A 25,324-nucleotide genomic window follows, 5' to 3' on the forward strand; every position below is an offset into this window, starting at 1 on the left:
GCGAAATTGAACTTAACTCGCTCGTCATCATTCCTTTCTCACCCTCCGCCGATTCCTCACAAAGATTAAATCTTTATTTCCTCTCAGATCTGGTGAGACAATCACCTTAGTATTGCGTTAGAATTCAGATTATTGCGCCGCCATACCTAACAGAGCACACCCAGTACAACAGCCAGCAATGCTTCATTGGCATTTCACCTGTTCACTTCTATCTTCCGTTAAAGGTATCGCGGCTGGCATCAAGGTAATTTGGGGTATCACAACCAATGGCGGATGTACTAGAACAAGATCAGACGCATCAGACGCTGCAAGAAGTCAACCAAGCGCTTGAAAACGGCATGTTTGTCCATGTCCGCCGAATGCTTCAAGATATGGAGCCGGAAGATATTGCGCACCTGCTGGAAGCCTCTCCGCCCAAGGAGCGTCAGGTATTATGGCAGCTAACTGATCCGGAAGAACAAGGTGAAATCCTTGATGAACTGTCGGAAGATGTAAAAGACGGTATCGTCTTACAGATGGCACCGGACAAACTGGCAGCCGTCACCGAAGGGATGGAAACCGATGATGTCGCCTACGTCCTGAGAAGCCTGCCCGACGAGAAATACCGGGAAGTGCTGGCGCAGATGGATGCTACCGATCGACACCGCGTCGAAAAGGCCCTGGCCTACCCGGAAGAAACGGCCGGCGGTATGATGAGTACCGACTTCATCACCATCCGGGGGGATGTCACGGCCGATGTAGTATTGCGTTACTTGCGTATGAAAGGCGAGTTGCCGGAAGCCACCGATGCCCTGTACGTATTGGATCAAAACGAAAAGCTGATTGGCCACCTGTCACTATCGACCCTTATCACCACCCAACCAGATACCGACATCCAGGAAGTCATGGACGATGCCGACGAAGCCATCGCTGTTGATATGGATGACAGTGAAGTCGCTAATCTGTTCGAGCGCCGCAACTGGCTGTCGGCACCGGTCGTCGATCCGGATAACCACTTGGTCGGCCGTATCACCATCGATGACGTCGTTGATATCATCCGTGAAGATGCAGAACACTCCATGATGAGTATGGCTGGTATGGACGATGACGAAGATACCTTTGCCCCAGTCCTGAAATCAGCCCGTCGCCGAAGTATCTGGCTGGGAGTCAATGTTCTGGCCGCGTTGGCAGCAGCATCAGTATCCAACATGTTTGAAGAAACCCTGGATCAAATGGCGGCAATTGCAATTTTGATGACCATTGTCCCGTCAATGGGCGGGGTTGCCGGTAACCAGACTGTCGCTCTGGTGATCCGAGGCCTGGCTGTCGGCCATATCGGTGATACAAACACCCGCTGGTTGCTCAGCAAAGAAGCCCGGGTAGGATTAATTAACGGCATTCTATGGGCTGCGATCATCGGTGGGGTGGTCACGGTATGGAAACAAAATCTGTTGCTCGGTGCCATTATCGCCGGGGCAATGATGACCAATTTACTGGTGGCCGGAGTTGCCGGGGTCTGTATCCCTGTTCTGCTCAAAAAGCTCAATATCGACCCCGCACTGGCCGGAGGCATGGCGCTGACGACCATCACCGATATTGTCGGCCTGTCAGTCTTCCTTGGAATGGCGACAATATTCCTGATATAGCAGCCACACAAACTATGAAGCAAAAAAAAAAAGCGAGAGCCACTTGGCCCTCGCTTTTTTAATGCATTCAGTAATTGTTATTACTCACCAGCAATCTTCATCGTATCCAACAAGATAGAACCTGTCTGGATCTGGCTGCGAGTTTCAGTATCGGTACCAATCGCAACGATATTCTGCATCATGTCAGTAAGGTTACCCGCAATCGTCACTTCGCTGACAGGGAACTGAATTTCACCGTTCTCAACCCAGAAACCAGCCGCACCACGGGAATAATCGCCGGTCACGATATTAACGCCCTGTCCCATCAGCTCAGTTACCAACAAGCCGCGATCCATCTTCTTCAGCATCTGCTCAAAGCTCTCACCAGTCGACTTGACCTGCCAGTTGTGAATACCACCAGCATGACCGGTTGGCTGACGCCCAAGTTTACGTGCCGCATAGCTGGTCATCAGGTAGGTCTGCAGTACGCCAGACTGAATAATCTCACGATCGTGAGTTGCCAGCCCCTCACTATCAAACGGCGTACTCGCCATACCACGCAATACATGCGGACGCTCGCTGATATCCAGCCATTCAGGGAAGATCTGCTCACCCAGCTTATCCAGCAAGAATGACGATTTACGATACAGGTTAGAGCCACTGATCCCCATCACCAAGTGACCAAACAAGCCGGTAGCAATATCAGCAGCAAACATAATTGGAGCTTCGCGTGTGGTCAGCTTCTGCGGGTCAATACGGCCGACTGTACGCTCTGCCGCATGCTGGCCGACTTTTTCTGGAGTCCAGAGATCGCAAGCACGGCGCGCAGTGGTGTAGCTGTAATCACGCTCCATCTCACCATTTTTGCCTTCGGCAATCACGCAGCAGCTGGTGCTGTGACGGCTGGAAGCATAACTGGCCAACATACCGTGGCTATTACCGTAAACACGAATACCATAATGGCTATCATAGCTGGCACCATCGCTCTGCTTTATACGAGAGTCTGAATCCAGTGCTGCCTGCTCTGCCCGGACTGCAATTGATGCCGCGCGCTCCGGTTCTGGCTCATCCGGATGGAAAAGGTCCAAATCTGGGATATCCCTAGCCATCAGCTCAGCAGGGCCAGGACCGGCATAAGGGTCTTCTGAGGTATAACGGGCAATATCCAAAGCGGCTGCAACAGTCTGGGCAATCGCATTCTCACTCAGATCCGATGTAGAGGCACTCCCTTTACGTTGGCCGCGATAGACGGTGATACCGAGCGCACCGTCACTATTAAATTCCACATTCTCAACGTCACACATACGCGTGGACACGCTGATACCTGTGGTTTTGTTAATAGCAACTTCAGCTGCGTCTGCCTGCTTACCTGCCAGCTCCAATGCTCTTGCAACTGCAGCTTCCAGCTCTACGCGCTGCTGTGCGACCTGTTCTCTTACGTCCATACCTTCACTTTCTCAGAGGGATGATAAACACTTTCAATAAGTTAACTGACTGTCTGACAGGTAATTTACTGAGACGGGGATCATGATAATGACTAGCACCGCTTCAACCGACGCTGATAGGCGCTTTATTTAGTATTACCTATAGGATAACACCGTGAGACAGGAATTTGCGCCCCAAATCACGATTAAACTGATAAAATAGAGCCATTAACTTCTTTAGTGAGCCTGTTATGAGCCGTAAAAACCAGAAAGCCCCTTGGGAAGAGGAAGAAGAAATCATCTGGGTAAGTAAGTCCGAGATGAAGCGCGACATGGAAGCCCTACAAAAAATTGGTGAAGAGCTGGTTGAGCTTAAGCCTAATGCACTGGCAAAGATTCCGCTGGATGAAGATCTACTGGATGCTATCCGCGATGCACAGCGCTTTAAAAACGAAGCCCGCCGCCGTCAGTTACAACGAATTGGCAAGCTAATGCGCCAAGTTGAGGTCGAGCCAATCCAGAACGCTCTGGACATGCTGCGAAACAAACACTCACAGGCGACAGTTGCCCTGCGCAAGCTGGAACAAAAACGTGACAAGCTGATCGAAAATGGTGACAGCATGATCAATGCCATCATGGTTGATCACCCGGAAGCTGACCGTCAGCGCCTGCGCCAGCTTGTTCGCCAGGCGAACAAAGAAAAAGCACAAAGCAAACCGGCTAAAGCCTACCGTGAAATCTTCCAGTACCTGAAAGAGCTATACCTGGAAGACTAACCGCCAAGGCAATCCAGCTGTTAGCAACGACACTGTAGTCATACTAAAAATAGCCATATAAAAAATGCCAGCATCGTTGCTGGCATTTTATTGTCTAACAGTTGGGTGTTACACGCGGTTACTGCGTCCCACCGACAGTCATTGAGTCAATTTTCAGGGTTGGCTGACCAACACCTACTGGCACGCTCTGACCGGCCTTGCCACATACGCCAACGCCACGGTCGATATCCAGATCATTACCTACCATCGACACTTTTTGCATCGCCTCAATACCACTGCCAATCAAGGTTGCCCCTTTGATCGGGCGGGTGATCTTACCGTTTTCAATCAGGTAGGCTTCCGACGCAGAGAAAACAAACTTACCCGAAGTGATATCAACCTGGCCACCACCAAAGTTAGGGGCATAGATCCCCTGCTTCACGCTGCCGATGATCTCTTCCGGAGTGTGCTCACCCGGCAACATATAAGTATTAGTCATACGCGGCATAGGTAGGTGAGCATAAGACTCACGGCGACCATTACCGGTTGGATTAACGCCCATCAAACGTGCATTAAGCTTATCCTGCATATAGCCTTTGAGCTTACCGCCTTCAACCAGCACATTGTATTGTCCCGGTGTCCCCTCATCATCGATATTAATCGAGCCGCGACGATTGACCAAGGTGCCGTCATCGACAATGGTGCACAATGGTGAAGTGACTTGTTCACCCATATGACCAGCAAACATCGACGAACCTTTGCGGTTAAAGTCACCTTCCAAACCGTGACCTACCGCTTCATGCAGTAGCACTCCCGGCCAGCCGGCACCCAGTACGACCGGCATCGTTCCGGCAGGCGCAGCATCTGCATCAATATTGATCAGTGCCTGACGAAGTGCCTCGTCTGCATAATTCAAGGCGATCGATTTACCGTTTTCCTCATTCAGGAAATACTCATAACCGTAACGGCCACCACCACCGGCACTGCCGTGCTCACGCTTGTCGCCTTTTTCAATCAACACACTGACAGACAAACGTACCAACGGGCGGATATCAGCAGCGTAAGTGCCATCCAGAGCAGCTACCAGTACCTGCTCATAAACACCATTAATACTGACAGAGACTTCCTTGACCAGCGGCTCTTTGGTACGGATATAGCGGTCAATTTCCTCAAGCAAGGCAATCTTCTGATGTTTGTCAAAACTGCCCAGCGGATCCACCGGAGCATAGATTCCCGCAGGAGAAACAGGACTAAATGCCTGAACCTTACCCTGGCCGCCACCACGAACAATACCACGGGCCGCTTTGGCACTCTGAGTCAGTGCTAACTGGTTAATTTGATCGGAATAGGCAAATCCCGTCTTTTCACCAGATACCGCGCGAACACCGACACCTCGGTCGATATTGAACGAGCCATCCTTGATAATACTGTCTTCCAGAACCAAGGATTCATGCCAGCAAGACTGAAAATAAATATCGGCATAATCCACATCCCGAGCAGCAATCAGCCCCAGAATTTGACTTAATTCGTCGCGCCCCAGCCCAGACTGGGCCAACATGGTATTTTCTACAGTTTCCAGAGTCATTCACTTTGCTCTTGTAAGGTATCTATCGCTGATGAACGCCTAATCGCGCATGTTTCACCAACGGCATATTTGTTCTGATAGCCTGGCTTAAATTCAAATCCAGATCAGCCGTCAGGACACCGGTTCCCTCTTTTTGACAGGTAACCACTTGTCCCCAAGGGTCGATAATCATCGAGTGCCCCCATGTTTCACGGCCCTCATTATGTTCCCCCCACTGGGCCGCAGCCACAATCCAGCACTGGGTCTCTACGGCTCTTGCCCGAAGCAAAACATCCCAATGAGCCTTCCCGGTAACTTTGGTAAATGCTGCCGGCACCACAATTATATCAGCGCCCTGCTCTCTCAATGCGGCATACAGTTGAGGGAACCGAATATCATAACAGATTGATAATCCGATGTTACCAAAGGGAGTCGGCACCACTTTCACTTCTCGCCCCGGCTGAAACGTATCGGATTCCCGGTAGCTCTGGTACTGATCTTCAACCTCAACATCGAACATATGCATTTTGTCATAATGCGCCTGGCACTGTCCCTGATCATCAAACAATAGCGCCGTTGTGGTGATCGCATCATCTGGCTGACGGATAGGCATCGAGCCAACCAGCAGCCAGATCCCGAGCTGTTTACTCTGGGCGGATAGCTCAGCTTGCAACGGGCCATTTCCTAAGGGCTCGGCATGGCGATGGTAGTCCGCTCGAGAACCAAACACCAGACAGTTTTCTGGCGTGACAACCAATTTAGCTCCCTGTAATTGCAAGCCCTTGAGTTTCTTCTTCAGCTTTCGTAAATTCACTTCAGGATCGGCACCTGAATTCATCTGTACGACACCTACTTTTGCCATCTTTCAATTCCTTTTTTAACGCTTCATGCCAATCCATTATGTCTGTATTAAATGTCGTTTTTCTTACTTTCTCAGCTTTTCTGGCACAGTATACTCACCGGTAAAGCGAGATTTTTCAGTCACTACCGGAGAGTCAATCGGCCCTTTCACTGCATAGTTGACCTGAGTAAATACATCCAACACCGGCGAGAGCGCCGTTGATATCGCAAAAACATAAATCGCGGTATGTGGCGCCACGGCAAAGGCAGTCAGAACCGGAATGCCGGACGTCAAGTCAGGAATAAACTTCACGTTAGCATCCACGGTTTCATTTACAAGGTTAGCACTTCCCTGAATAAACATATCACCGGCCAAGGCTTGCATTTCAATATCATCGGTTTCAAACAAGCCATTTTCAATCCGCCCCGAACCTTTGATGTAATTAAACGCCAGACCATCATCAAAGATACCTGAAAAATCGAGCTGCATTTTTCGCACAATTGAGTCGATACTGAATAATCCAAGCAAGCGCCCTGCACCACCGACTTCGCTGACCACCCCTTTACCGGTTTCGGTTTTCAGCTCCCCCGTCAAGGTCTCGCGGTGCATACGCCAAGGCGCGCCCTGCCACTGGATTGAGGCATAGCTGCTAAACTTCGCTCCCTGAATTCCCCCAGAGACACCAAACCGCCCCATCAGATCCGAACTGTTCTCGCCTTCAATATCAAAAGCTATTTGAGTTTCATTCTGCTCACTGTCCAGTGTCCAGTGTCCATCCAGGCTCAGCGTCGTCGTACCGGAATCTATCATGAAGTTACGCAGCTCCAGTGTCGTTCCTTCACGGCGCAACTTGCCCGACATCTTTCCAAGACGATACCCCTGCAACCACGCGTCCTCCAACTGAAAATCAATTTCCGGCATATTCGCCATCATATTACGGTCAAAATCAGTGGCCGGTGGAATATTGCTTTGCGGCACGTATTTTTCGCGAGACGATGGGTCATCCACCTTCTCGAGATCCACACCCGGCAAGTTCAGGTGCATATTTTCCAGCGAAAGCCTTAGCGGCGAACCATCAGGCCAGAAAGCTTCCCCTTTCATCTCCCTGCTCCCCAGGAGCATATGCCACTGTCCCGGTTGTCGACGGACAGCCAAATCAACATCATTCCAGCTCAGCGAAGCAAGCTGCAACGTCTCAATCTGGCCATTAACCCGAGTTGGCAAAGGCAATGCTGGCATCACAGCCGGCTTTCCACTGTTCGCCATCTGGGTTGCCTTTTCATTTATTTCACCAGCCAGGTCTAGCCAACGATCAGCATCCAACGCTGCCGTGTTAATCCGCAACACATGGCTGTCACGAGAAAGCGTACGTGGCTTGCCGCTTCCCACCAGCAATTCACTGGCATCAATTTCCAAGCGCTCAGGAACCAGATTGATAATCGCCTGATAGGTTGCATCCGGCACGACGACTTTCCCGGTCAGTGATTCAGCATTCCCTGTCGCATTAACACGAGCTTGCGCTTGAGTACCCAAAGGCATCTGTAGCGGGTAAGGTAGCTGACTATCAACAGCGGAAAGATCAGCGGTCAGCTCAACATCATAATTAAAGCCGGTATCATGCAAGCTGACACCAATACCGGCCTGCCATGGGCTGCGACCAGAGACATGCGCTAGCAACGGATCATCGAGCTGCTGCTGCAATATTACGACCTGCCAGTCTCCAGCCACATTAATATCAACCTGATAACCCGTATCAACGCTGTTTCCGGCAAATCCGAAAGTTACAGGCTGAGCCAGCAACACACCATCCAGCCCTTCGGCCTTAATCACATCGTTATCAAAACTCAGGCTACCAGTAACTTGACTGATCTTGAGCTGCGGCGTTTCCATTACCAACTGGTTATCCTGTAGCTTCGCCGAGCCCCAAGCCCTGACTTCACTACCATCAAAAGGAATATCCAGTTTGAAGCGAGTGTTCACCGGCCCACTGACCTGTACCGTCGTCATTGCAGCCCCGACCGAATCTACCAACGGGGTCGCCAGCATGTAATCGCGGATCTGCTCGCCTTCAGCGCCGACCTCAAGTGACAACTTCAAATGACCGCCTTCCCTCAACTCAGCCTCTCCCGTAACCTGAGACGCCGTTGCCCCCATGGTTTTGGCATGACTGGCATTAAGAGACATAAGGTCATTTTCAAAATGCAAATTTAGCTTCAAGTCTGTTAGCTCTGGCCAGGCGGTATCAAAACTAAAACGCCCCTCACGCAGCGGTACGTAAGCTTGGAAAACACCCTCATGATTAGCGTACGGGAAATCAGCCAGTTCACCGTACCACAGCAGCTGAGCTCGTTCGGCTTTACCGCCGCGAATCGCTGCAGACAGATAGTCGGTCAACTTTTCCCCCAATGCCAATGCAGGCAAATAACGCCAGGTTTCACCGACATTGCTGGCTAAAACCTCACCATAAAATGACAGCCAGGCCGGAGAGTCAGATGGGAAATCCAGCCGAAACTGGCCGTCTGCTTTCAAATGTGGGGTCAATACCGACAGCTGATCACTCCACAGCCGCCAGCCATCATTACCAACCTGCCAGTAAGCAGTTACTTCGCCTTTGGATATCGGCAGTGGTGCCTGGAACACATTGCCGTAAGGCAACATATCATCAGCCAGATGCAGCACCGCCTTTCCACCATTCAAGTTACCGGACACCTGCGCATCCAGTTTATGGATTTCAGGCAACAACTCCCACTGCTTCATACCAAATTGCTTCAGCTCCGCAGAAAAGCGCGGTGATTGGCCGCTATGAGCTGACACACGGATATCCTGCATCTGGCCTGACGGCTGTAAGGCATACAAAATGTCAGCTGCCGTACTGTCTTTAGGTAAAAAGCTTACAAAAGGAAGCAGGTGCTCCAACGACAATTGACTCAATGCTAACTGCCAACGCTCTGGCTCCCACTGCGCGGTGACATCAAATGCAGGCCACTGCACTTTGTCGGTTTGCAGGTTCAACTGATCGCTGTCAATTCGCCATCCGTTTTTACCGTCAGCTAACAGTAAAGGCGTCAGCCCCACCAGCCCCTGACGGATCCGGAATTCATGCTTTTCGTTTCCCCAGTGCCAGCGTAAATAGCTATCATCCAACCGAGCCAGACTATTAACTACCCGGCCACTTTTCAGATTGAGCCAAACTTCAGCATTAATATTACTGCCTGTGACATCGGCCTCACCCAGCATTTGCTTGTTCAGCCACGGGGTAATAGATAGATTCTGAGTCTGGACATAAATACTTCCCGACATCTCTGGCAAAGAGCGCTTAGCCGATAAGTTAGCAATCACTCGCATCTGGCTGAAATGAGTATCGGCAACGCTTACCACCCCTTCAGCAAGGTGCTGACCGCCAGTACCGTCCCACTTCAGTTCATTAATGTCGATGCGCTGCTTATTACCTGCCGGCGAGATCAGGGTGATATCAGAATTTCTTAACGAAAATTTGCCCAACTGAACAAAGATCAGTTCTTCAAGCCGGGAAATAGTCGAAGCCTGGCTATTACCTTTGGTAACCGGAGCCGAGCTCTGGCTAAACACCGAGCCAGGTAACCGGGTCAAATCCAGACTCAACCGATCAATACGGATATCTTTGAAAACGGGACGCATTTCAAGCGCAGAACGCAGCATGTCGAACTGCATCTCGACATCCCCAACCCGGACAATCGAATCCGGGTCATCGCTCGCCGCAACACTCACTCCCTGCAAAAGCAGGGAAGGTCCAAGGTTTCGCCAGTGGCCTTCAACATGGGCGATCTCCAGGCGCATTTCAGCCTGTTCCGATGCCCACTGGCGGATAGGTTCTCGATATTCGTTTAGCTGGGGAAGGAAAAAACGCAGACCACTAATAGCAATAGCGGCCAGTACCAACATCGTCAGTACCAGCCACATTAATCCACGCACCAGACGAACTGGAACTGTTGTCACTCAATAGCCTCGCATCGGTTATTACATCATTACAACGTCAAACTGCTCTTGACTGTATAAAGGCTCAGCCTTGATTTTCACCTGTTTACCGATAAACACTTCCAGCTCAGCCAGGGCATGATACTCATCGCCCGCTAATGCTTCACCGACAGCCGGGGCAACGTACACAACAAAGCGGTCAGCATCATAGGCCCGGTTAACGCGGGTAATTTCACGCAGGATCTCGTAACAAACACTTTCCACGGTTTTTACCGTTCCGCGACCTTCACAAGTAGGGCAAGTACCACACAAGACGTGCTCGATACTTTCACGAGTCCGCTTACGGGTCATTTCCACCAGTCCCAGCTGGGTAAAGCCATTGATATTGGTCTTAACCCGGTCATATGACAGCGCCTGCTCCAATGCCAGCAAGACTCGGCGGCGGTGATCTTCCTGAGCCATATCGATAAAGTCGATAATGATGATCCCACCCAAATTACGCAGGCGAAGCTGACGGGCAATAGCCTTCGTCGCCTCGATATTGGTGTTGAAGATCGTCTCTTCCAAGTTGCGGCGACCAACAAAAGCCCCGGTATTGATATCCACCGTCGTCATGGCTTCTGTCTGATCGATAATCAAATACCCACCGGACTTCAGCTCAACCTTACGGTCCAGCGAACGTTGGATCTCACTTTCGGTATCGTACAGGTCAAAAATCGGCTGCTCACCAGCATAATAGAGCAGCTTATCACTCAGCTCCGGCACGAACTCATCGGTAAACTCTTTCAGATTTTCAAAACCAAGGCGGGAGTCCACCTGAATGCAATCCAATTCAGTACCAACAAAATCACGCAAAATCCGTTGTGCCAAGCCAAGCTCACCGTAAAGCATCGACTTCGGCTTATACTTCGACTTACGCTCCAATACCTTACGCCATAAATGCTTCAAAAATGCCGCATCTTGAGCCATCTCTTCCGACGTCGCCCCTTCGGCTGCCGTACGGATAATAAAGCCACCAAGCTCGTCACAATATTTGTTCACGACCTTCTTCAGGCGCTCGCGCTCATCTTCGCTTTCAATCCGCTGAGATACACCGACGTGACCAGCTCCCGGCATAAAGACTAAATAACGCGATGGTAAAGTGACATCCGTCGTCAAACGCGCACCTTTGGTACCCAAAGGATCCTTAACCACCTGAACGACCAGATCCTGGCCCTGGCGTACCAGCTCAGAAATGTCCCGAACCTGAAACTGCTGTTTCTCGTTTTCAGCCACGCACTCTGTGTGGGGAACAATATCGGAAGCGTGAAGGAAAGCTGCTTTATCTAGGCCAATATCAACAAAGGCAGCTTGCATACCAGGCAATACCCGGCTCACTCGACCCTTATAAATATTACCGACAATACCGCGTTTGGATTCTCGTTCTATATGTACTTCCTGAAGGTTCCCTCCTTCAATCATTGCAACGCGTGTTTCACTAGGCGTCACATTAATCAGCAGCTCTGTGCTCATGGTTGCCTCTAAATTTACAAACTTAAAAAGTCTTGAACCATGATGTCGGTTTCCACTAACGGTAACCCCACCACAGCGTAATAACTGCCATCGATACGCTCGATAAACTTGCCGCCAATCCCCTGAATACCATAACTGCCCGCTTTATCCTGCGGCTCACCACTTTGCCAATATGATTCTATTTCTTTTTCGGACAAAGCCTTGAACCAGACATTTGTTACAACAAGCTTGGTTTCATGACGCTCCGCAGTTGCCAGTGTCACCGCTGTCATCACCTGATGTTGGCGTCCTGACAGCAGCATCAGCATTCGCTGCGCATCTGCAAAGTTTTTCGGCTTCTCTAAAATTTCATCATCTACTACAACAATAGTATCTGAACCCAGTACCGGTGTCTGGCCATCGGTTTCTTTCACTCCGGCCAACGCCTTATCCTGTGATAAGCGCTGCACATAATCCGCCGGTGTCTCACCGGGCTGATGGCACTCTTCGACATCGACAACAACCCGTTCGAAGGTATAGCCGAGCTGGGCTAAAAGCTCCTTACGACGGGGGGAGCCCGATGCCAGATAAAGCTGAACTACAGACATGATGGTACCATTTATTTAGATATCAAGAAGATCCACTCGATGCAATGGACGTTGTTAATCACAACCTAACACCGAACGGACCTTGTTTGAAAAGTTATTTAACGAATTGAGAACTTACGGCGCATTCGCCGCAGTAATAAAAACAGCCACGGCCAAAGCAGGAAGTTAAGCAAAACCGCCCACAGCCGCTGCGGTTCAAACGTGATCACCGATACCAGATACTCAGCCCAGAACTCAATCAGCTTGCCAGCTAACGACAACAAGGCCACTAACATTGCCTGCTGCCACAACGACAGGTTCCGCAATACCTGAAAATTCAGCGCCACGATATAACACAACAGCGACATCATCATGCCTCGAACACCAAGGGTTGAACCTAACATCAGATCCCATAGCAAGCCCAGCAGCAATGCCGTGCCGACATTCACCCGGTGAGGCAATGCCAGTACCCAATAGAAGGTAACCAGCAACACCCATGATGGCCTGAACAGTTCCAGCTCACCCGGCCACGGAGCCGCCTGGAGGATCAATGCCACAATAAAAGACAGCCAGATCAATAAGCGGCCATTCGGTCGACTATTCGCCACTGTTGATCTCCCCTGCGATTAACGTTTCCCGCGGTGCCGGCCATACCAACAACAAGTAACGCAAGCGATCAAACTGTACTGTCGGTCTGGCTTTTATTTGTGCAAAAGGTCGTTTGTTATCAAACGAAAACTCAGTGACATGCCCAACCGGATACCCTTCAGGGAAACGGCCGCCCAAGCCAGAAGTCACCAGCAGATCCCCAACCAGAATATCAGTACTGCTTGGAACATGCTCAAGCTGGATCTGGTCGATCTGACCACTACCCGAGGCTATCACCCGGATGTCATTACGCACCACCTGAACAGGGATTGCGTGAGTCGAGTCGATCAGCAACAGCACCCGGCTGTTATGCGCCCCGACATAAGATACCTGGCCAACGATCCCTTTTTCATTGATCACCGGCTGGCCTTCATAAACGCCATCGACTCGTCCCTTATCAATCATCACCTGGTGACTGTACGGGTCTGAGTCCACGGCCATCACTTCTGCGATCAGCTTTTTCTCATCACGAACAAACGGTGAGCCCAACAGCTCCCGCAAACGCTGGTTTTCCTGCTTCAGCTGGTCGAGCAACAGTACATCGCTCTGCTTGACCAATAACTCTCGCTTAAGTGCTTTATTTTCTGCCAATAAACGCTGATGGGAGCTCAACTGCCCAGACACACCATCTAATAAATCTCGTGGCAAGTTTGCCGCATACTGAAGCGGGGCTATCGCTGAGTTCAGCAGATAACGTACATTGGCGAAGGCATCTAGGCGGCTGTCGGCCAGCATCAAACTAGCCGACAGTAATAGGGCAAGACACAGGCGTAGTTGCAGAGAAGGACCTCTGCCAAATATAGGTTTCATCTAACGCTATAACCTGTTTAGTCTATTGCCAGGACTGGCATTATTCGTCGCTGAATAGATCGCCACCGTGCATATCAATCATTTCCAGAGCCTTACCACCACCACGAGCTACACACGTTAGCGGATCTTCGGCAACAACCACTGGAATACCTGTTTCTTCCGTCAGCAAACGATCCAGGTCACGCAGCAGTGCACCACCACCGGTTAGCACCATACCGCGCTCTGAGATATCAGAAGCAAGTTCAGGCGGACACTGTTCAAGAGCAACCATTACGGCAGACACGATGCCTGTCAGAGGCTCCTGCAGTGCTTCAAGAATTTCATTTGAGTTAAGAGTAAAGCTACGAGGCACACCTTCAGCCAAGTTACGGCCACGTACTTCAATTTCACGAACTTCGTCGCCAGGGTAAGCAGAACCGATTTCATGCTTGATTCGCTCGGCTGTTGCTTCACCGATCAGGCTGCCGTAGTTACGGCGAACATAGTTAATGATCGCTTCATCGAAACGGTCACCACCAATGCGAACAGAGGATGAATAGACCACACCGTTTAGCGAGATTACGGCAACTTCTGTCGTACCACCACCGATATCGATCACCATTGAACCGGTCGCTTCAGATACAGGCATACCCGCACCGATTGCAGCCGCCATCGGCTCATCAATCAAATACACTTCCCGAGCACCGGCACCTTGAGCCGATTCACGGATCGCTCGACGTTCTACCTGGGTAGAGCCGCAAGGTACCGCGACTAGAACTCGAGGGCTAGGACGCAGGATGCTGTTGTCATGCACCTGCTTGATAAAATGCTGAAGCATTTTTTCTGTCACGTAGAAATCGGCAATTACGCCATCTTTCATCGGACGGATCGCTGCGATATTGCCCGGCGTACGGCCTAGCATCTGTTTTGCGTCATGACCGACGGCAGCAACACTTTTAGTCGCACCCGCGCGATCTTGACGAATCGCAACTACTGATGGTTCATCTAGAACGATGCCCTGTCCTTTGACATAAATAAGGGTGTTGGCAGTACCCAAGTCAATAGACAGGTCATTAGAAAACATGCCACGAAGTTTTTTAAACATAGTCTTCGGCTAATCCTGCAAGCTCACAAAATTCGTTAAATTGGGCTAAATGTACCAAGGGGCAAGGATCGAGACAAGGTAAGCTTTGTCAAACCTGCCACAGATCCGCATTTTATTTAATGAAGTCACTTATTAATCCCCTTCTCTCCTCGATAAATAATCCGGTCATTTCCACGATAAACACCGAAAGTTACTACCGCAGAAGGATCTTCATCGCCTTTACCCCGCCAATTATAAGTCAGCCATGGCTGATTAGAATACATACCAAAACAATTAATAGTGCTATCGCTATTATTTTTCTTAATTGGCTGACTCGCGGTTAATCGTTGCCAGAAACGCACCTGCTCACGAAAATAGTCAGTACGATCCGGTGTTGCTTCAAGCATATAACTTTCACCACTTTTTACGCTACCATTTCCTTGGGTGTATGATTTTGATTTAGCTGATTCATCCAAGCTGGTAGGCCATATAATCTGTTTACAATAGCTATTACCATTAAAATGGCTAATAGCATCATCGGTATTCAATACAAAAGCTTGTACCACTGAATCCCAATATTCTGCCCGCAGCGGTATATTTACCGGCTTATCAAACTGGGTATTCACATCTTCCAATTTCAACCTACCATAACGGGCATGAATATTTCCGGCCAAAACTTTAGCAGCTATAGGATCCTTTCCTGCGCTAGTGCGAACATCAAGATCTTTTACAGCAAAATCAGTACACCCCAGGTCACGACAATTACCTGATGGCCCCCTGCTGACGATTAATCCGAGCGCCACATCATAAGGGCCATCCGGTATTGTCGTTTTCGGGGTTGCCTTGGTCACATCGCGCTTAAAACCTACTGCACGATTACTGACTTCCAACGTCGCCTTATCCCAGCCAGAAAATAGCCCAGTCTTATCCAGCCTAGGTGTTAATTCATTCTTTGCCGTACCGGTAACATTGGCATCGGCTGCCACTAAATCCAACGCCTCCAGAAACCCAGATGCAAACCCACTATAGTTTAAGGTCGCGATTTCGTCCTTATTTCGGGCCTCAACTTTAAAACTGGCTGAAAAAGCCTGATCCATATAAGTAAACTTATCTGCAACAGCATTCTTGAGCTGACTACTCAATAAAGCAAAATGATGAGGATAAAATCGACCTACTCCCCCAACACCTTGCTCCACATCCATCCCTAAGTAGGTGGCATCAGCCTGCAACCACAAGCTGCCTACTTCACTCCAGTTCAAATTATTGAGTGTCAGGCCGTCACGAGCCTCCTGAGTATTCGCAAAATGATACGTACCACTCCCTTGTAACAGGCCTTGCTCACCACCAACTGGCGTCGCCAGCTTATGGCTCAACACCATTGGGGCGGTAATTTCATCAGCCACTGAATAATAATTTGGGGTTGACTGCTCCTCCCTGCACCATACGGAGTCTGTTGTGATGATATCGGCATTATTGTCTCCGCTGAAATCAGCCGAACGCCTCGCCAGTACCGATGACCAAATCACTGGCTTAAACGTCACACTAAACGCTTCCCCCGCCTTGGTAAAAGCATTACCAGCGGTTGCAGTACCGAAGAAGTCCGCATTACCACTTTTGGATTGGATATTACACATGGCAAAAGTATAGGGCCTCGAATGGATAACAGCCTTCCCAGCCAGCCCTTGCCAGTCCCTTTCGAAATCTTCGCAGTCGACAATACTGTTATCACACTCTTTTGGCTGCCAAGCTTTATCAACCAACTCAAATGAAATCTCACCGGCATCGTGATATTTCACTGGTAACCATGCCCAGCCATTTATAAAAGTAAGGTCATGCTCTTGTTTTTCGCCAGCCGATAACGTCATATTATCAATTTCAACACCATGGTTTCTGGTGGTCGGCCGTACATAACTGAGTGATTGAAAGCTCAGCTTTTTCAATGCACCTGGTGCTTCCTCACTATAATCTTTAATAGTTTCACACCCCTTGCCAGTATCCGCGACAACCTCGACCAGTACTCGGTCTGGTTTACCCGCCACCAGTGAAACAGGATTTCCTCTATTTATCCTAAAGCCATAAGGCGAGAATCGATAAGGCCCGGCAGAATCAGACAGATCGTTAATAGAGCCCTCAATCATGATATCGCCGACCTTCTTGCTTTCCAGCCATAACGTCCGCTGCCCTCCTGAAAGAGGAGAAGCTATTGCTTCAGAAGTACAACGCGTCGCATCTTTTGATAACGCCCAGCAACTTTTGGCTGGGTTATCCGAGGTAACAGAAGCATTCAATGTACCTGAGTAATCACTATTTAAAGTTCCGTCTTTCTTTCGAACCGAAAAAGATACGGGCATCCGCTCGCAGGTTAAGCCAAAAGCTTGCTGAGGCATAATATCCAGAACATCTTTAGGCTGAGGAGTAAAACACTCACTGTCGCCGATAATTTTAGCCGTATTGCTTAGCTGGAGCTGACAAGCGGTTACCGCCCCGACTAAAGTGGTAGAATTAGATAAAGTGACTGGACCTTGTGAGTAAATCCGGCCATTGAACTGCCCAGAGACATTAAGATCAACGGAATAATTCGTCGCAACCTGCGGAGGCCCAGCAGGATAATTGGCAGGAAGCGGGCACGCATTGCCGGAATTATAGGCAAAAACAGTCAGGTTATCAGCAGGGCTTGAAGTATTGACAGCCCCTCCAATACTCAAAGTATCAAGAATATGAAGGGTAACTTGCCCCTTGATAGTCAGCTTCCCTCGAATATCAGCGGCATCGACCCAGTACTCACCGGAGGGCAGTATTAAATTGCCGCCAGGTTCAACAGTTAAACCAAATGTCCAACCGCGAGCGGCATAAAAATACGTACCAGGAATCGCCTGTCGTTCATCCTTAATCACAATATTATCCAAAGACTGCGATGCCCCGGAACTATTCCAGTTCAATATTTTCTTTAGGGCTTCCTTACCATTGAGTTCACAAGGCTTGCCATCACACAACGCCCCTTGAAGCTGTTCGGGCGGTTTATACTCACCAGAGGTATATCGGTTTACAATCTGATTTGAGAAACCAATCTTATATTCATCGGTGTTATTAATTTGAGTCCCTTTATCCATCGTAATCAGGTTATTAGCGTTCCCTTTCCAAGTCTGAACTGGGCCAGGAAACAAATCACAATGTTTGGGTTCAGGTAATGGTTCAATCGTACCATTACAGTTTAAGATTTCAGTATTCTGTCCGGACACATAAACATTGTTACTCAAACCGAAAATATATGCCGGATTTTTTACCATCGCGCGCCCCCACCTTTGGGGAGTTAAATCCCAGCGATAAAAGTAATATTCCAAAGCTCCAGGCTTATTCCCTTTACCAGGTATATAGTGCAACCAAATATCATAGTGTTGTCCTTTGACTGTCCAGCCATAGTCACTATCATTGATTACCGCACTATCTCCAGGAACATTCGACCATAATATTTTTTTATTATCGTTTTGCCCGGTTAAAATTACCCGCTCTTGATGCTGAACATTTGTGATCCGAAAAACAACATCAAAACCTTTGTTAACTTGTAAGCGCCCACATTCAGCTTGTACCGACAAACTAAAAAGAAAGACCACAACACAAAAAGCAATTCGATTAAAGTAGCTCACGGCTTCAACCTCTTAGCCCACGTTTCCTGAATACGTTGCACCTCAAAAATACCGCTTCCACAACTTCCAGTGCTTTCTAAATGATATTGGGACACCGTTTCGCCATCGTAAGTCACATCAACTAACTTACAACCCACTGTTATTCTACAATCATGAAAATCCGCCGTATTTGCAAACGGCGGATTGGTATTATCACACGCCCCGATAGCACTCGGGTCTCCTATCGGGAAAAGACGATTTAACCCCCATTCAATACCACTATTCGCAGCTAACCAGGCACGGGCTCCCAGCACCTCTCTGGTCGTGGTATCACTTTGTGACCAATTAATTTTTATCAAAGCCGCCGCCATCACAGCCATCACAGTAATCACAAAAATAGCAACTACCAACGCACTGCCCTGCTGTCTTCTACGGTACATTCATCACCTGCACATCATGGCTATATTGGCTTTGCTCGCCATTATTGCTAAATACCAACTGGAAATGGACAAGCTGATTTCGATTTAACGCTGCATGCTCGAGGGTAAAATTACTATCCTTATAAATAAGGTTTTTCGCCAGTATTACCGGAATGGAGAAATTAGAACTCCCCGTTGGTCTGGTTGCTCTAGTTAATTGCTCCCCATTCAAACAAAACTGAACATCAACGCTATAGATGTAAAACCGCTCAGAAACAGATTCACTCTCAAAGCTGGTTTTATTCTTTAACTTAATCCGCCACGGTTGCCTGCCTAGCGTTTTTTTTATTTCAGCGGAACGTGTCACAGAAACTAAATCAGCAGGTCGTACCGGATTAATCGCTAATCGGTGCTTTTTAACATCAGCATCTCTTCCATCAACAGAAGAAGACATGATTCCAACAAGCTTATCAACATCATCTAATGATGAGTTGATATAGAATCCAGCATACTCAATCGGAGTAAAGCGAATACATTTATTATCAGACGAAATGTCCAAGCTATTGGGTACAGCATGACGCAACTCCCTAGTGAGTCGCTCAACCGCAAAACGGGCCTGAGATTGAACCTGCTCACGATCACGGGTATCAATATATCCTTGTGTTCCTAACTGAACATAACTACCAATTCCAAGCGAGATCACCCCGAGCACAACCAAGGCCATGATCATTTCAATCAGGGTAAAGCCATGGGAGTATTTTCTAACCGGCATTAATAGTTACTCCGATAGGCTGAAAACTGATAGCTCCCGTAACGACCAGCATCAATAGTCAGGTTAATCCGCTTATGAAGGCGATTGGCTTTATTCTGGATTTGCGAAGCTGTAGCCGGTGTATTATTAAAATCAGGATCATAGAAAACCGCTACCATCACCATAAAATTACTATAAGGCTGTGCTATCTCCTTACCAATAACATCAGAGATATTGCTACGACCACCTTCTGCACAACTACGATTACTTCCACTCCAGCAACCAATATAGTCATCAACATCATTAAGTTGAGTCCGGCTTTCACTTACAGTACCTATGGTGTCTGGACCCAATGCAGTACTGCAAGATAAAGGGATCACTGCAGGTAAATCAGGATGGACGGTATCATCACAACGAGAACGGCCACCATTGTCGTCACTATTGTGATCAAATTTTCTGGCCAAGATCTCGGTCATAAACGCATTAGCCAGTGCTGAAGCTCGGGCTTGGTAATATGGCGTTGCCGAACGCTCAACCTGAGGGAACAAAAAACTGGTCAGGGTTACCATCGCAACTCCCATAATCACTATTGCGATAATCCCTTCGATCAAAGTAAAACCTCGCTGCGAGCATCGTTTCCCATTCTGCCGCCTCACTCGCACACTCCTTCATCGATAAAACCTTCGCTGTTGAGACAAAGGCTAACGGTATTGCTGTCACGAGACTGCAAGTTAACCTGACAACCGGCTTGGCAGATTCGATTGCCACTGCTGTCTACTGGCCGCCCTAACAAATCAAAATAAATGGTATTTTGCGGAGAAAAACGCACTCTGCTGGTTTTTCCTAATAACATTCTGCTGACAGTACTGACTGATGATTCTGATGGACACGAAGTACTGGCAATCAATCCCATGCATGATGAGTTCTCTCCGGTTCCAGCAATAATACGGAGTGGAAAATTTGTACTTTGAGTATCGGTCGCCTGCATCGCTGTTATTTGAATTTGACGGGCAATGGAAATGGCCTGATCGCGGGTGACAAACGCATCGAAGCTGCTACGCCCCGCTAATCGAGAAGTCGCGGTCACACTGATAATACCGATCAGAATGATCACCACAATAAGTTCGATTAAGGTAAAACCGCGCTGGTTATGCTTGCCGCTGGGCATTGTTCACCCTAAGTGAGTATTGATAGGAATAGTTTGAATCTATTTAATAAAAGCGCTAATCACTGCGCCCTTATTAAATAGAGCTCCGAAGAGCTCTATTTTTGATTAGTTTGTACCTGAAGGTGTACAAGCCGCACCAGTTGTAATAACAGTTGTAGCTGGAGTCGTAGCATCTGCAGCCTGAGTGTAAGTCACAATACACTCATTTTGATTACTATTGCCTTTGTAGGTATAGACAACTGTAGTACCCGTTTCTTTAACAAACTCCCAGTCTTCCAAGCCATTCACTGCTACCTTCAATGCAGCAGACGTTGCTTTAGGGTAACCAAAAACAACGGGGATCTTATTTACAACAGTGTTCGCACCAGCTGACGTTGCTTCAACACCATTAATCGCTGCCTTACCATAAACAATACCTGCCGCACCATCGATTGCCCCTTTAAGGCCTTTCAACGCTGAGTCTCGTGCATCATTCTGTAGGTTCAAGAAACGTGGTGCAGCAGTTACCGCCAGAATTCCCAGAATAACAATCACAACCACTAGCTCTATCAGCGTAAAGCCGCCTTGACGTTTCATAACTTCTTCCTCAGTTATTTTAAATGGACTTCGACCCGGCCAAATGCCGGTTTATAAGTAAATGAATGTCCTGCCTCAACATTGGCCGAGCCAGAACCATCCGTACCGGCCGAAGCCAGTTGGTAGTAACGACAAAGCTTTTCAGAGTTGCTTCCTTCGGCTTTAACGTAAAACAGGTAATTACCGTTAGCCGCATCGTTCTTCTTCGTTGTGGCTAACGGTGTATTTTGCAACAGGTTTTCTAGCAGTTCCAAGCAATCAGCGTCACTCACAGCACTCAACTCAGACCCGCCGTTTTCTAGCGCAAACGGGTAGCCGTCACGCACGCTATCATCGGCTGTCGCCTTGGTCAGCAAAAATTCAGTCCCATCATAATTCACTAAATTTTGCCCACCAGTATTGGCCGGGCGGCCATAGGCTTCCCACTGGGCGCGGGCAGACAGGGCGGCAGTGGCAAAACCACCGGCAACACCTTCTATCGAGACTTTCTTGGCTTCATCGGTTACCTGTAAAAAACGAGGCAGTGCCGTTGCCGCGAGCAATCCGACAACAATGATCACGATAACCAATTCCACAAGGGAGAAACCGCTTTGCTTTCTCATTCTTTTTCTCATCAGTCAAAAAAACGGCACTTAGTCCGTCAAAAAGCCGTTTATCCGTATTCTCTCACGCTGATAAAATAATTCCAGCCAATTGCCACCAGTTATCTGATAAAAACAAGAATTATACTGGCCAGATCTCACTTCCTTTTTTGAGTAAAAACGCAGGTAATCAACACTACCTTCCCTGCTTACCAGAAGATCCCACATTTGCTGACAATCAACCTGACCATCACGCAATACAATCGGCCAACCAAGAGAGGTTAAAGCAAATTTAATCCCATCAACTTCCAGCTGTTCTGGCTTATCTTGCAGCTCCCACATTTGCCGGAGACTGGAGGCACTTTTATGAAAATTTTGCTCCAGCACTTTCAACTGAGTCTGTTCGGCCTTTGCATCGATTTGTCTCCACTGCACCAGCATGACAGTCAAAACCAGAAACACGACACTCAACCAAATCAGATAACGAAAGCGTTTCTTCTGCTGCCGATTAAATGCCTCTAGCCACATCAAGCAAACTCCACATAGGCAAGAAAATACCCAGCGCCAAAATCAGCACCATAATGGCAACAATCAACAGCAATATCGGTTCAATCCTTGCCGTCAGGGTTTTCAGATCATAATCCACTTCACGATCATAAAAATCGGACACCTCAAGCAACAAGTTATCCACCTGGCCGGTCTCTTCACCCACTGCAATCATCTGCAATACCAAAGGGGTGAAAATCCCCGCCTGGTTAGCAGTACTCGAGATACTGTTACCGCCCTCAATACCGCTTTTCATTTCAATCAGACGGTTTTCCAAAAAACGGTTACCCAGGGCTTCTGCCGACATCTGGATCGCCTGGTTCAGCGGTACACCGGCACGGATCATCAAAGAAAATGTCCGGGAGAAGCGGGACAGTTGCGCCCGGTTTACAATGCCACCAATAATCGGCATTCTCAGGCGCCAGCGATCCCATTTTTCATGGCCAAGCGGCGTCTGGCGCCATGCCCGAAGCGCAATCCAGCTAATTAATAACCCACTGAGCATCAATGGCCAGTAATTAACAAAAAAGTTCGATGTTCCAATCAGGATCCGGGTCGGCAGCGGCAGATCAACACCAAATCGGCTGAACATAGAGGCAAACTGTGGGATCACCTTAATATTCAGCACCACCATCGCCAGCATAATGGCCGACAGAACAAAAATGGGATAACGCATCGCCGACTTAATCCGACGGCGAGTTTCCATTTCCTGCTCATAGTAATTGGCCAGCTGCAGCAGTGACTCATCCAGACGACCGGTGTTTTCACCGACATGGATCATCGAAACAAACAGATCAGCGAACACCCGCGGGTGTTGCTTCATCGCGACCGATAATGCCCGGCCATTGGTCAGCTCAACAGATACCGCCTCCAGCGTTTCTTTCATCAACGGATGAGCGGCACTTTGACTTAGACCTTTAATGGCCCGCAACAGAGGAACTCCGGCCTTGGTCAGGCTATAGAGCTGACGACAGAAGATCACCAAGACTTCCAACGGAATATTGCTCCTGAACATCGACTGAAAATCCAGCCCCTGTCCCTGCCCTTTACCCTGACGAATTTCAAGCGGAATGATCCCCTGGCGGATCAATAAGTCGGCAGCAGCCTCCTGCGTGGCCGCCTCAACCTGGCCACGCTGAAGTTCACCCTGATTACCGCGACCGCGATAATTAAATACTGGCATACCCTAATTCCATCCCATCACAGCACGATACCGTCGTGAAAATCACCTTCACCCAACATCAATACCTCATCAAGACTGGTACGCCCGTCCAGTGCCAGCTCCATCGCAGACTCTATCAGTGGCTTATATTCTTCTGACCCTCTGGCTATCTGGCTGAACAACACTGCATCATTAGCGCGCAACGCATCCATCATCGGCTGGTTCAGTTCCAGCAATTCAAATACCCCGATCCGCCCCTTATAGCCGGTAAAGTTACAACTCTGACACCCCCGTCCACGGCGGAAATCATGATGTTGATGTTGCGGAAAACGCGCCATCAGCCATTGTTGCTTGGCGGCATCGACCTCATCACTTTCCTCGCAATCCTTACAGACTCGGCGCACCAAGCGCTGGGCCAATACCGCACGCACCGCACTTGCCACCAGATAACCAGGTGCTTCCATATCCATCATCCGCAGGGCACTATCGATAGCATCATTGGTGTGCAGGGTCGACAGAACCAAGTGGCCAGTCAGCGCTGAGCGCAATCCGATTTCCACGGTTTCCTGATCCCGCATCTCCCCCACCAGGATAATATCTGGATCCTGGCGCAAAAAGGTGCGCAGGATCGATGAAAATGTCAGCCCAATCTTACTATTAACCTGAACCTGATTGACGCGGGGCAAACGGTATTCAACTGGATCTTCTGCGGTGATCAGTTTTTTACCCGGCTTATTAAGCTCACTCAAAGCACCATACAGGGTGGTAGTTTTACCCGAACCAGTCGGACCGGTAACCAAAATCATCCCGTGCGGCCTTTTTAGCTGATGGCGAAAACGTTGCAGCAGCCCCTCCGGCATCCCGACCTCTTCCAGGCTAAGGATCCCCGCCGACTGATCCAGCAGACGCATAACCACAGACTCACCATGCTGGACCGGCATCGTAGAAACACGTACGTCGACCGAATGTCCGCGCACCTTGACGTTGAAACGGCCATCCTGCGGCAGACGTTTTTCTGAAATATCCAGCCCGCTCATAAGCTTAAGGCGCAGCACCAATGCAGCTGAAACACTGGCTTCATTGAGCAGGGTTTCGTGCAGTACACCATCGATACGCTGGCGAATACGTAGCACATCGGCATCTGGCTCAATATGGATATCTGAAGCCCCAACCTGAATCGCATCCTCAAATAAGGAATTGATCAGTTTAACAACAGTGACTTCCTCGTTATCAGCATCATCAAAGCCAAAACTAAAGTCGGAACGGCTCTGATGCTCCGCCTGCAACTGTTCGGCGAACGAGACAATTTCCTGAGTACGGCGATAGTAACGGTCAAATGCAGCTATCAGCTGACGCTCGGGTGCAATCACTAGTTCGACACGGTATTGTGCCAACTGGTTGTACACCGCTTCCTGAGCCGCCAAATCCGCGGGATCACTCATGGCCACCCGGACAGTATCGCCTCGGCACCCGATCACCAGCGCACGCAGGCGACGGGCATGAACCTCCGATAGCAGAGAGACCGACTCAACTTCCACGCTGACCCGGGTCAGATCAACCAGCGGAATATCCAGCTGACGAGACAAAAAAGACAGCATCTGCTGCTCGGTCAAAAAGTCCATGCTGATCAAGGTATCACCGAGCTTGCGGCCGGTAGACTGCTGTTTTTCCAGCGCCTGCTCCAGCTGATCCTGAGCAACAATGCCTTCTTCAACCAGCAAGTCACCAAGACGTTTTCTCAATCGAATTTGCATGGT

The 25,324-nt window shown here is 49.0% G+C and carries 21 protein-coding genes; 2 read left to right on the plus strand and 19 right to left on the minus strand.

Features of this window, described 5'->3' with window-relative positions; all coding sequences use genetic code 11:
* Positions 1–266: 266 nt before the first annotated feature.
* On the plus strand, positions 267–1,625 hold the full coding sequence (mgtE, locus tag Q0852_RS14740) for a magnesium transporter (protein ID WP_299019207.1): 1,359 nt from the start codon (positions 267–269) through the stop codon (positions 1,623–1,625).
* 80 nt (positions 1,626–1,705) lie between these two features.
* On the opposite strand, the gene pmbA is transcribed toward mgtE, so the two are convergent.
* Positions 1,706–3,049, minus strand: coding sequence for a metalloprotease PmbA (gene pmbA, locus Q0852_RS14745; RefSeq protein ID WP_299019209.1), 1,344 nt, complete (start codon positions 3,047–3,049; stop codon positions 1,706–1,708).
* Positions 3,050–3,279: 230 nt separating this feature from the next.
* Here pmbA and yjgA point away from each other — a divergent pair, with 230 nt between their 5' ends.
* Positions 3,280–3,804, plus strand: a complete 525-nt coding sequence (gene yjgA / locus Q0852_RS14750) for a ribosome biogenesis factor YjgA (protein WP_299019211.1) — start codon at positions 3,280–3,282, stop codon at positions 3,802–3,804.
* Positions 3,805–3,922: 118 nt separating this feature from the next.
* Here yjgA and tldD read toward each other — a convergent pair whose 3' ends face one another.
* From tldD to Q0852_RS14840, 18 genes are all read right to left on the minus strand, one after another.
* The gene (tldD, locus tag Q0852_RS14755; RefSeq protein WP_299019213.1) at positions 3,923–5,368 is read right to left on the minus strand and encodes a metalloprotease TldD; all 1,446 of its coding nucleotides are present in this window, start codon (positions 5,366–5,368) and stop codon (positions 3,923–3,925) included.
* Positions 5,369–5,390: 22 nt separating this feature from the next.
* On the minus strand, positions 5,391–6,209 hold the full coding sequence (locus Q0852_RS14760) for a carbon-nitrogen hydrolase family protein (RefSeq protein WP_299019215.1): 819 nt from the start codon (positions 6,207–6,209) through the stop codon (positions 5,391–5,393).
* 63 nt (positions 6,210–6,272) lie between these two features.
* A complete protein-coding gene (locus Q0852_RS14765) occupies positions 6,273–10,163 on the minus strand; it encodes a YhdP family protein (protein WP_299019216.1) in 3,891 nt (1,296 codons plus the stop codon).
* 21 nt (positions 10,164–10,184) lie between these two features.
* The gene (rng, locus tag Q0852_RS14770; RefSeq protein WP_299019218.1) at positions 10,185–11,654 is read right to left on the minus strand and encodes a ribonuclease G; all 1,470 of its coding nucleotides are present in this window, start codon (positions 11,652–11,654) and stop codon (positions 10,185–10,187) included.
* A gap of 14 nt (positions 11,655–11,668) precedes the next feature.
* Positions 11,669–12,241, minus strand: coding sequence for a nucleoside triphosphate pyrophosphatase (locus tag Q0852_RS14775; RefSeq protein ID WP_299019220.1), 573 nt, complete (start codon positions 12,239–12,241; stop codon positions 11,669–11,671).
* 98 nt (positions 12,242–12,339) lie between these two features.
* Complete coding sequence (gene mreD, locus Q0852_RS14780) at positions 12,340–12,828, minus strand: rod shape-determining protein MreD (protein WP_299019222.1); 489 nt, start codon at positions 12,826–12,828, stop codon at positions 12,340–12,342.
* Positions 12,818–13,678 (minus strand): rod shape-determining protein MreC, encoded by an 861-nt coding sequence (mreC, locus tag Q0852_RS14785; RefSeq protein ID WP_299019224.1) that lies wholly within the window; start codon positions 13,676–13,678, stop codon positions 12,818–12,820. Before mreC ends, mreD begins: the two co-directional genes overlap by 11 nt.
* 40 nt (positions 13,679–13,718) lie before the next feature.
* The gene (gene mreB, locus Q0852_RS14790) at positions 13,719–14,762 is read right to left on the minus strand and encodes a rod shape-determining protein MreB (protein WP_299019226.1); all 1,044 of its coding nucleotides are present in this window, start codon (positions 14,760–14,762) and stop codon (positions 13,719–13,721) included.
* A gap of 125 nt (positions 14,763–14,887) precedes the next feature.
* On the minus strand, positions 14,888–18,385 hold the full coding sequence (locus tag Q0852_RS14795) for a DUF6701 domain-containing protein (RefSeq protein WP_299019228.1): 3,498 nt from the start codon (positions 18,383–18,385) through the stop codon (positions 14,888–14,890).
* Positions 18,382–18,804 (minus strand): MSHA biogenesis protein MshP, encoded by a 423-nt coding sequence (locus tag Q0852_RS14800; protein ID WP_299019229.1) that lies wholly within the window; start codon positions 18,802–18,804, stop codon positions 18,382–18,384. The genes Q0852_RS14795 and Q0852_RS14800 overlap by 4 nt, the downstream gene beginning before the upstream one ends.
* Positions 18,794–19,555 carry a PilW family protein gene (locus Q0852_RS14805; RefSeq protein ID WP_299019230.1) on the minus strand — a complete coding sequence of 254 codons (762 nt, stop codon included), beginning with the start codon at positions 19,553–19,555 and terminating at the stop codon, positions 18,794–18,796. The genes Q0852_RS14800 and Q0852_RS14805 overlap by 11 nt, the downstream gene beginning before the upstream one ends.
* Positions 19,555–20,190: a prepilin-type N-terminal cleavage/methylation domain-containing protein gene (locus Q0852_RS14810; RefSeq protein WP_299019231.1), complete on the minus strand. Its 636-nt coding sequence runs from the start codon at positions 20,188–20,190 to the stop codon at positions 19,555–19,557. Before Q0852_RS14810 ends, Q0852_RS14805 begins: the two co-directional genes overlap by 1 nt.
* Positions 20,187–20,702, minus strand: a complete 516-nt coding sequence (locus Q0852_RS14815) for a prepilin-type N-terminal cleavage/methylation domain-containing protein (RefSeq protein WP_299019232.1) — start codon at positions 20,700–20,702, stop codon at positions 20,187–20,189. The genes Q0852_RS14810 and Q0852_RS14815 overlap by 4 nt, the downstream gene beginning before the upstream one ends.
* A gap of 105 nt (positions 20,703–20,807) precedes the next feature.
* Entirely contained in the window at positions 20,808–21,278 is a 471-nt protein-coding gene (locus Q0852_RS14820) for a type II secretion system protein (RefSeq protein ID WP_299019233.1), read from the minus strand.
* A 14-nt stretch (positions 21,279–21,292) separates the two neighbouring features.
* Positions 21,293–21,880, minus strand: a complete 588-nt coding sequence (locus Q0852_RS14825) for a prepilin-type N-terminal cleavage/methylation domain-containing protein (protein ID WP_299019234.1) — start codon at positions 21,878–21,880, stop codon at positions 21,293–21,295.
* A gap of 30 nt (positions 21,881–21,910) precedes the next feature.
* Entirely contained in the window at positions 21,911–22,387 is a 477-nt protein-coding gene (locus Q0852_RS14830) for a hypothetical protein (RefSeq protein WP_299019235.1), read from the minus strand.
* Entirely contained in the window at positions 22,368–23,588 is a 1,221-nt protein-coding gene (locus Q0852_RS14835) for a type II secretion system F family protein (RefSeq protein ID WP_299019237.1), read from the minus strand. Before Q0852_RS14835 ends, Q0852_RS14830 begins: the two co-directional genes overlap by 20 nt.
* A 17-nt stretch (positions 23,589–23,605) precedes the next feature.
* A complete protein-coding gene (locus tag Q0852_RS14840; protein ID WP_299019239.1) occupies positions 23,606–25,321 on the minus strand; it encodes a GspE/PulE family protein in 1,716 nt (571 codons plus the stop codon).
* Positions 25,322–25,324: the final 3 nt, after the last annotated feature.

The sequence above is a fragment of the uncultured Photobacterium sp. genome (assembly GCF_947502415.1).
Taxonomy (GTDB): domain Bacteria; phylum Pseudomonadota; class Gammaproteobacteria; order Enterobacterales; family Vibrionaceae; genus Photobacterium.